This is a genomic window from Streptomyces sp. AB3(2024) (assembly GCF_041862025.1).
Lineage (GTDB): Bacteria > Actinomycetota > Actinomycetes > Streptomycetales > Streptomycetaceae > Streptomyces.
Window position 1 is genome coordinate 1 of record NZ_JBGWAB010000228.1, and the last position, 7,082, is coordinate 7,082.

Here is a 7,082-nt window from a genome sequence, read left to right on the forward strand (position 1 = left end):
CGGTCCGATGGTCACCAACCCGGGCACCCGCACCTGGGAGGTCACCGCCTCCACCTTCGCCACCCTCAACGACATGTACGGCAACCGCACCGTCTGCGGCATCGGCCGCGGTGACTCCGCGATGCGGGTCGCGGGCCGGGCCCCCAACACCCTCGCCCGCTTGGGCGAGGCCATCGAGGTCATCCGCGACCTCGCCGAAGGCCGCGAGGCGGTCGTGGACGGCAACCCGCTCCGCATCCCGTGGATCAAGGACGGCAGACTCCCCGTCTGGATGGCCGCGTACGGCCCGAAGGCCCTCGCCCTCACCGGCCGGAAGGCGGACGGCTTCATCCTCCAGCTCGCCGACCCGTACCTCACGGAGTGGATGATCAAGGCCGTCCGGCAGGCCGCGACCGAGGCGGGCCGCGACCCGGCGTCCATCACCATCTGCGTGGCGGCTCCGGCGTACGTCACCGCCGACGACTCGGCGTCCGCCCTCGCCCACGCCCGGGACCAGTGCCGCTGGTTCGGCGGGATGGTCGGCAACCACGTCGCCGACCTCGTCTCCCGCTACGGCGAGCACTCCTCGATGGTCCCGGACGAGCTCACCGAGTACGTCAAGGCCCGCCAGGGCTACGACTACAGCCACCACGGCCGCGCCGGAAACCCGTCCACCGACTTCGTCCCGGACGAGATCGTCGACCGCTTCTGCCTGCTGGGCCCGGTCGAGGCCCACATCGAGAAGCTGCGCGCCCTGCGCGACCTGGGCGTCGACCAGTTCGCCGTCTACGACATGCACGACGCACGCGAGACGGTGATCGACGCCTACGGGCAGCACGTCATTCCGGCGCTGCGTGACTGACGTACCTGCTGCATCACCCCCGAGGCCATGGCCGGGGGCACAGGCGTCCGCGCGTGAACGCTTTGGCCCCCGCCGCCGGCCGCTTGACCGCTTCTGGGGCGCCGCGGGGCGCCGTCGGTTCAGCGGATCAGGTGGTTGATCCCCACAGTGACGGCCGTGGTCACAGCCGCTCCCCCGGCCACGCGGAGGAAGTTTGTGAGGATGCCCTTCCGCCATGCCGGGCGGTGGTCCCGGACGGGTCGGCGGCGGATGGGGTAGCGCGTACGGTGGTACATGGGCCCTCCAAAGGGGTTCGAGGCCCTCGTGCCGCCGACTTTGCGAGAGGGAGCGGCGCGAGGGCGTTTCGTTGCTCCCCACTCTGCGGCGGCGAAGCCTGAGAAGTCCTGCTCGATCGGCTCCATCCCGGTGTAAGTTCCAGCCCATGACAGACCAGCCGGGCGAGTGGTCGGCCGGGACGGCTGACGACCTGGTGGAGGATGCCCGCTCCCTGGGAATCAAGGTGACTGCGCGGACGGTCACCGACTACGTCGAAGTGGGTCTCCTCGCGCCTCCGCTCTACCGGAAGACATCGCAGCGGGGCAGCGACCGCCGGATCCATCCGCCGGAGCAGCGTCGGCTGTTCTACGAGCTGAACGCTGCCAAGCTCAGGTCACCGCTCGCCCGCGTACCGCACCGGACCATGATCCCCGTGGTGCTGTACGCCTGGTGCATGAACGACACCGTCGTCCCGGACGTCCAGGCACGTAGGGCACTTCGGACCTGGTCGCAAAGCGTCGGCATCGGCTCCGGACGGCGACGTAGGAGCACCGCGAGCAAGGTCGTCGCCCAGTTCGCGGATCCGGCGGCGACCAGTGGGCAGCGTCGGATCGCGGAACACTGGATCCGCGACGGGGAGGAGAGCCGGAGGCCGGACTTCGACAACATCGCGGACGCTCTCAGTACCGTCGCGAGTCCGTGGCGGGCGCGGGGACTCCCCGAGATCGTTCGCGGCTTCGGGCCCGCGGTCGCGCCCATCACCACGGATCAGGCCGTGGCGATGTGGGAACTCCAGTTGCGGGTGAACGAAATCCTGGCCTTCGAGGGGGCGCCGGAGGACGTCCTCCGGCGTGCTCGCGAGGAGCACCGGATGAACTGGCAGGAGTACCAGGGCGTTCGCACCGACTGGGCTTCGCAGGCCGGCGACATGGCGGACATCTTCGAGCTGCCTACGGACCTGGAGCAGGCTGCTCGGCAGCAGGTGAACGGGTTCGTCACGGTTCTCGGGAACACCCTCGAACTCGCACGGCCGATCTTCGCGCGCGCCCAGGCGAGGGCTAGGGCTCGTATCCGCTGAACCACGTCGGCCGCTCGCACGAAGGGTTCCTGCTTGTTCTTCACTGTCCACCGGTGGTTTCAGTGCGATAAGCCGAGGTAGGCGTACAGGGGGGCCACGCGGGCGACGAGTTCGCTGCCGGCCAGCTGGGGCAGCCGCAGCAGGTTGGGGGTGATGTCCCGGCCCGCCTCGGTGGCGGCCTTGAGTATCTCCCGCCAGGTGGTGGTGGGCAGGTACCAGCCGTTCTTCGCCGGGAAGGCGGCGGTCGCGGGCCATGGGGACGGCTTCGCAGTTCTAGGGATCACCACCCCACTGTGCCACTCACCGGGAATACCGTACCGCGGGTCCGCCGAAGCCGGCTCCATCGCCGGCTTGAGGGGCCTGCCGGCCGGGAGTTCAGCGCCTTGGTGCGGGCCGGGGCGTCGAGGCCGGAGGGCGGGCCGCGGTGGCCTGCGTCGAGAGGCGGATCGCCCAGTCGGGGTTGTCGGCGGTGTTGCCGCCCCAGACGATCCAGGCCGGCAGGGAGCTTCCCGGCTTGACCAGGGTGTCGAAGCGGAGGTCTGCCCCGATGCCGGGGGGCGGGAGCCGTCCAGTCGATCAACCGGGATCCGCCCTTCAGGGGCCGGCCGACGTCTTCCAGGGGACGGGACGCTTCGGCGAGGTCCTCTTCTGCTTCCTCGACCAGACGGGGGCCGTGAAGCCCAACGCCCGGCTGCTCGTCCAGCCGTACGCGCGAGCCGTCGCGGGCGACCCGCTCCGGTTCGCGTACGACCCGGCCACACGCACCTACACGCTCACCTTCCGCACCCGCGACAACGCGGAGGGCCTCACCCAGATCAGCGTGCCCAGGGACACCTACCCGGGCGGCTACCGCGTCGACGCGCAAGGCGGAAAGGCCAGTTGGGACGACCACGGCCAGACCGTCTCGGTGAGCACCCGCGGCAGGGCCGGTGCCACCTACAAGGTCACGATCAGCCCGAGGTAGCCCACCCGCCCCGTACCGCCCGGCCGTGTCACCAGCCGCCGCCCGGGACGTCGTCCCGCCCGGGGGGCCGGCCCGGCAGCCCGCCGCCGCGCGCTCCGGGGACGGTGCGGCACCGTTCGCGGAGCGGGGTGACCCCGGCGCCCGGGGCGAGGACGATCACCGAGTCCTCGGGGCCGAAGGCCAGCCGCTCCCGCTTGTCGGGGTTCAGCCGCACCCCGTACGAGGGGCCCTGCGCAACGGCTTCGTGCAGCCGGTAGCCGATGACGCAGTGCCCCTGGCGGCGGCCGGACTCCACGACCGTGGCGAATCCGACCGGGTGCCCGGGCCGGACGTACTCCGTCGCGGGTCTCAGGTGGATGGTGTCGCCGTCGGCCGAGAACAGGCTGTCGAAGACGGCGGCGAGGTGCCGGTTCTCCGCGATCTGCGTCATCAGCAGACTGATGAGCCGGCCGCCGACGATGAAGTCCGCACCCTCCCGGGCGGGAGCCAGCAACCGGCTCCGGTCGTCCGTCATCTCGGTCACGACGGCGAGATCGCGACCGGCTGCCTCCTCCAGCGCGCGCAGGTGGAGGAGGGCCACCAGGGTCCTGTCGTCGCCCGTGAGCGCCCCGGGGGCGGTGTCCCGGACGTCGTATCCGAGGACGATGGCCCGGTCGAAGGACAGTACGTCCAGGTCGTCCAGGACCCGCGGATCGGTGATGTCGCCGCGGTGGACGTCGACGTGCATCCGCCGGCCCGGCGCCCGGGCGCAGCGGTCGGCCTCACGGAGGCACTCCTCGCCCTCCGCCATGACCACGAGTACGGATCCGGGCGGCACGGACGCGTCGAGCTGGTCGATGATCAGCGGGGCGCGGTGGTTCCAGCCGAGCAGCAGGAAGCGTTCCGGGGGCCGGGGAGTCCTGGGCGGTGCGACGATCGCCCGATCGTCCACGGCGAGCGGCTCGGCGGCCGGGGTGGCGGTGTCGTCGTCCTCGGTGATCAAGGCGATCCGGTCGCCTTCGCCCAGCACGCTGTCGGTGGCGGGGTTGAGTTCGACGCGGCTCCGGCCGGACCCGCCGGTCCCGTCGGCGTCCTCGTCCGCCTCGCTCCCGGCGCGGCGCAGGAGACCGATGACGCTGGACGTGTCGTAGGCGAGGAGCAGTTCGCCGAAGGTGCGTCCCGTCAGGGTGGGGTCCGCCACGGTGTAGATCTCGTCGCCGGCGAAGTCCAGCAGTTCCTGGTAGACGAGGGAGAGTCCGGGCTCGCAGGAGGTCTGGGCGATGAGCCGGGCGGTCACGTCCTCGATGTCCAGCACCTTGCCGCGGGGACCCGCGGCGAGGTCCGCCGCGCGTTTGTGGCGGCCGTCGCGGACCGCCGCGACCACGGCGGGGCTGCCCCGCCCGCGGACGGCGGCGTCCACGGCGAGCAGTGTCTTGACCACGTGGGCGTCACCGTCCTCGCCCTCGTGGGTGAGGACCAGCACGGCGCGGGCCGATTCGGGGCTGACGAGAGAGACGACCGCGGGGTCGGTGGTGACGCCGCTGCGGCAGATCAGCCGGGTGTGGCCGAGCCGGCCGACGGCGGTGGCGATCTCGTCCTCCATCTCCGCCTTGTCCTTGGGCCCCAGGACGGCGATGACGGCCCTGCGCCGGTTGGCGTTGGCCTCGACCAGTTCGGAGATGATCGGGAACACCTGGTCGGACCAGCCGAGCAGCACCGTGTGCCGGGCCTCCAGGACGGTGGACCGGCCGCGGCGCAGGGCCAGGACCTTGTCGTTGAGTCCGTTGGTGATGAGGCTGACGAGGGTGGAGACGAACAGCAGGGCGACGAGGGCCAGCAGGACCGACATGAGCACGTACAGGGGGCGGCCGACGGCGCCGCCGATCTTCAGCGTCTGGCCCACGCTCACCCACACGGCCACGACCTGCTCCGACCAGGTGGTGGGCCCGTCCTGCCTGGCCCACACGAGGGCCGCGCTGGCCGGGACCACGATGGCCAGGCACATGAGGGTGAGCCAGCCGATCAGCACGGCGGTGCCGCGGGCCACGATGGTGTCGAACCAGTAGCGCAGCCGCGGCCAGGCAGGGTTCGCGCGTCGGGCGGTGGTCCTGCGTCCCGTCAACCGGAGTCCCTTGCTGGGCTGGGATGTCGGAGCGGACGCTGAGCTGCGTTCTGTCTGCCCGGCATCGGCGGTTTTGTACGGGCTCCAGGTTAGTGGTGCGGGCACGCATCCGAGCGGCACAGCCGTGAACTCCGCCCTACGCGTGACGGTTCGCCCCTTCTTTCGCACTCTGGTGCCGGTGCGGTCACCGGCAGGTGCGGTTCGGGGACGATCCTTGCCCTTTCCCGACGCCGTTCCCCGTCGGCGAGGCCATCGAGGTCATCCGCGACCTGGCCGAAGGCCGCGAGGCGGTGGTGGACGGCAACCCGCTCCGCATCCCGTGGATCAAGGACGGCAGACTCCCCGTCTGGATGGCCCGCGTACGGCCCGGAGGCCCTCCTACGTGGGTGACGATCTCGCGTACGCCCGGGACCAGTGCCGCTGGTTCGGCGGGATGGTCGGCAACCACGTCGCCGACCTCGTCTCCTGCCACGGCGAGCACTCGGGCATGGTCCCGGACGAGCTCACCGAGTACGTCAAGGCCCGCCAGGGCTACGACTACAGCCACCACGGCCGCGCCGGAAACCCGTCCACCGACTTCGTCCCGGACGAGATCGTCGACCAGTTCGCCTTCTACGACATGCACGACGCGCGCGAGGCCGTGATCGACGCCTACGGGCAGCAGATCATCCCAGCCCTGCGGGACTGAGCGCCTGCCCAGGCCAGGCCGGGCAGGCGGCCTGGCCTGGGCCGGCCCCGGGGTGTGGCCGGTGCCGAACCGAGGGACGTCATGAAGATCAGAACCGCTGCCGTCACCCTTGCGGCGCTGGCCGCCGCCTTCGTCATCTCGGGTGCCACGCCCTACGCCAACTTCACGCAGGTCGTGGCCGACCTCGTCACCGACTGAGAGGTCTTCTGACCTCGGACTGCTCGATGTGTACCACGTGATGCGTCCAGACGGGCGGTTCTCTGTGTCTACGACGAACGTCATTCAAGGAAGGCGTGGGACGAGCTCCAGCCAGGCGAGCGTCTCCTGGAAGGTCGAGTCGTCACCCGTCAAGAGTGCGCGGACGGGAAGTAGCGGAGTGAGCATGTTCTTGATCCGCCGTAGTTGCAGCATCTGATCCCGCGGTCCTGACTTCCATCCTTCGGCGAGCCGCGCCCCTGCATCCAGCGACACTCCCACGTTCCGCAGGATCTCCGAACAGAGGGCAAGAAGGTCCCGGGCCGCATCCGCGTTGCTGACCCCGAACTCCCGGATCATGTATGCGCGCACGTGGGCAGAATCGGCCATCGTCTGCTGCGGCGTCTGGCTCGGCTCCTTTCTTGAGATTGCGGTGAGAGCGAGATGACCCCAGCGGAGCCTTGTTTCGTCTGAGAGACCAGGGGACTGCATGCCGCCGACAGCGAAATCGTGCAACTGTTCCCAGCGTTCCAGCGGCCAGGCCACCGCTTCGGTTGTCAGCAGGTTCCGTTCCAGGTCCTCCAATGAAGAACCGAGAAACCGGCGCCCGCTCCCGTGGTGGCCGCGAGTCTCAGGGGAACGGTCAGAGAATGGGGATTCCCGCACGTTCGAATGCCTCCTTCCCGATGTCAAGGCTCTCCTGCGAGGGCCAGTAGTGTCCACTCTGCCTGTTGATTTGCATGCCGAAGTAGTTGCCGCCGCTTCCAGCGATCTCCGCCTCGCCCGCCGCAAGCACAGGTGTCCCATTCGTCAGCACGGGGTGCTTCAGCTCGGTGCCTTGGACGTGGTCGGGGCCCGCACGCCCCGGCGCCCGCACTCCCCAGCAAGGAGCGACGCATGGACTTCGGCCTCGTCCTGCAGACCGACCCGCCCGCCTCCCAGGTCATCAGCCTGATGAAG

At 70.3% G+C, this 7,082-nt stretch carries 6 protein-coding genes and 1 pseudogene; 4 read left to right on the forward strand and 3 right to left on the reverse strand.

What is annotated here, in order from left to right; genetic code table 11:
• Positions 1–841: TIGR03842 family LLM class F420-dependent oxidoreductase (locus ACEPPI_RS39145; protein WP_373920022.1), on the forward strand; the 841-nt coding region annotated here is incomplete at its 5' end.
• Between the two features lie 421 nt (positions 842–1,262).
• On the forward strand, positions 1,263–2,174 hold the full coding sequence (locus ACEPPI_RS39150) for a hypothetical protein (protein ID WP_373920023.1): 912 nt from the start codon (positions 1,263–1,265) through the stop codon (positions 2,172–2,174).
• Between the two features lie 59 nt (positions 2,175–2,233).
• Here ACEPPI_RS39150 and ACEPPI_RS39155 read toward each other — a convergent pair whose 3' ends face one another.
• Positions 2,234–2,458, reverse strand: a complete 225-nt coding sequence (locus tag ACEPPI_RS39155; protein WP_373920024.1) for a hypothetical protein — start codon at positions 2,456–2,458, stop codon at positions 2,234–2,236.
• A gap of 389 nt (positions 2,459–2,847) precedes the next feature.
• Here ACEPPI_RS39155 and ACEPPI_RS39160 point away from each other — a divergent pair, with 389 nt between their 5' ends.
• A complete protein-coding gene (locus ACEPPI_RS39160; RefSeq protein ID WP_373920025.1) occupies positions 2,848–3,138 on the forward strand; it encodes a hypothetical protein in 291 nt (96 codons plus the stop codon).
• 28 nt (positions 3,139–3,166) lie between these two features.
• Here ACEPPI_RS39160 and ACEPPI_RS39165 read toward each other — a convergent pair whose 3' ends face one another.
• Positions 3,167–5,239 (reverse strand): NAD-binding lipoprotein, encoded by a 2,073-nt coding sequence (locus tag ACEPPI_RS39165; RefSeq protein WP_373920026.1) that lies wholly within the window; start codon positions 5,237–5,239, stop codon positions 3,167–3,169.
• 239 nt (positions 5,240–5,478) lie between these two features.
• On the opposite strand from ACEPPI_RS39165, the pseudogene ACEPPI_RS39170 reads away from it, so the two are divergent.
• Positions 5,479–5,927: pseudogene (locus ACEPPI_RS39170) on the forward strand (TIGR03842 family LLM class F420-dependent oxidoreductase); the annotation flags it as partial.
• 282 nt (positions 5,928–6,209) lie between these two features.
• Here the strand turns inward: ACEPPI_RS39170 and ACEPPI_RS39175 are convergent.
• A complete protein-coding gene (locus ACEPPI_RS39175) occupies positions 6,210–6,707 on the reverse strand; it encodes a hypothetical protein (protein ID WP_373920027.1) in 498 nt (165 codons plus the stop codon).
• Between the last annotated feature and the right edge of the window lie 375 nt (positions 6,708–7,082).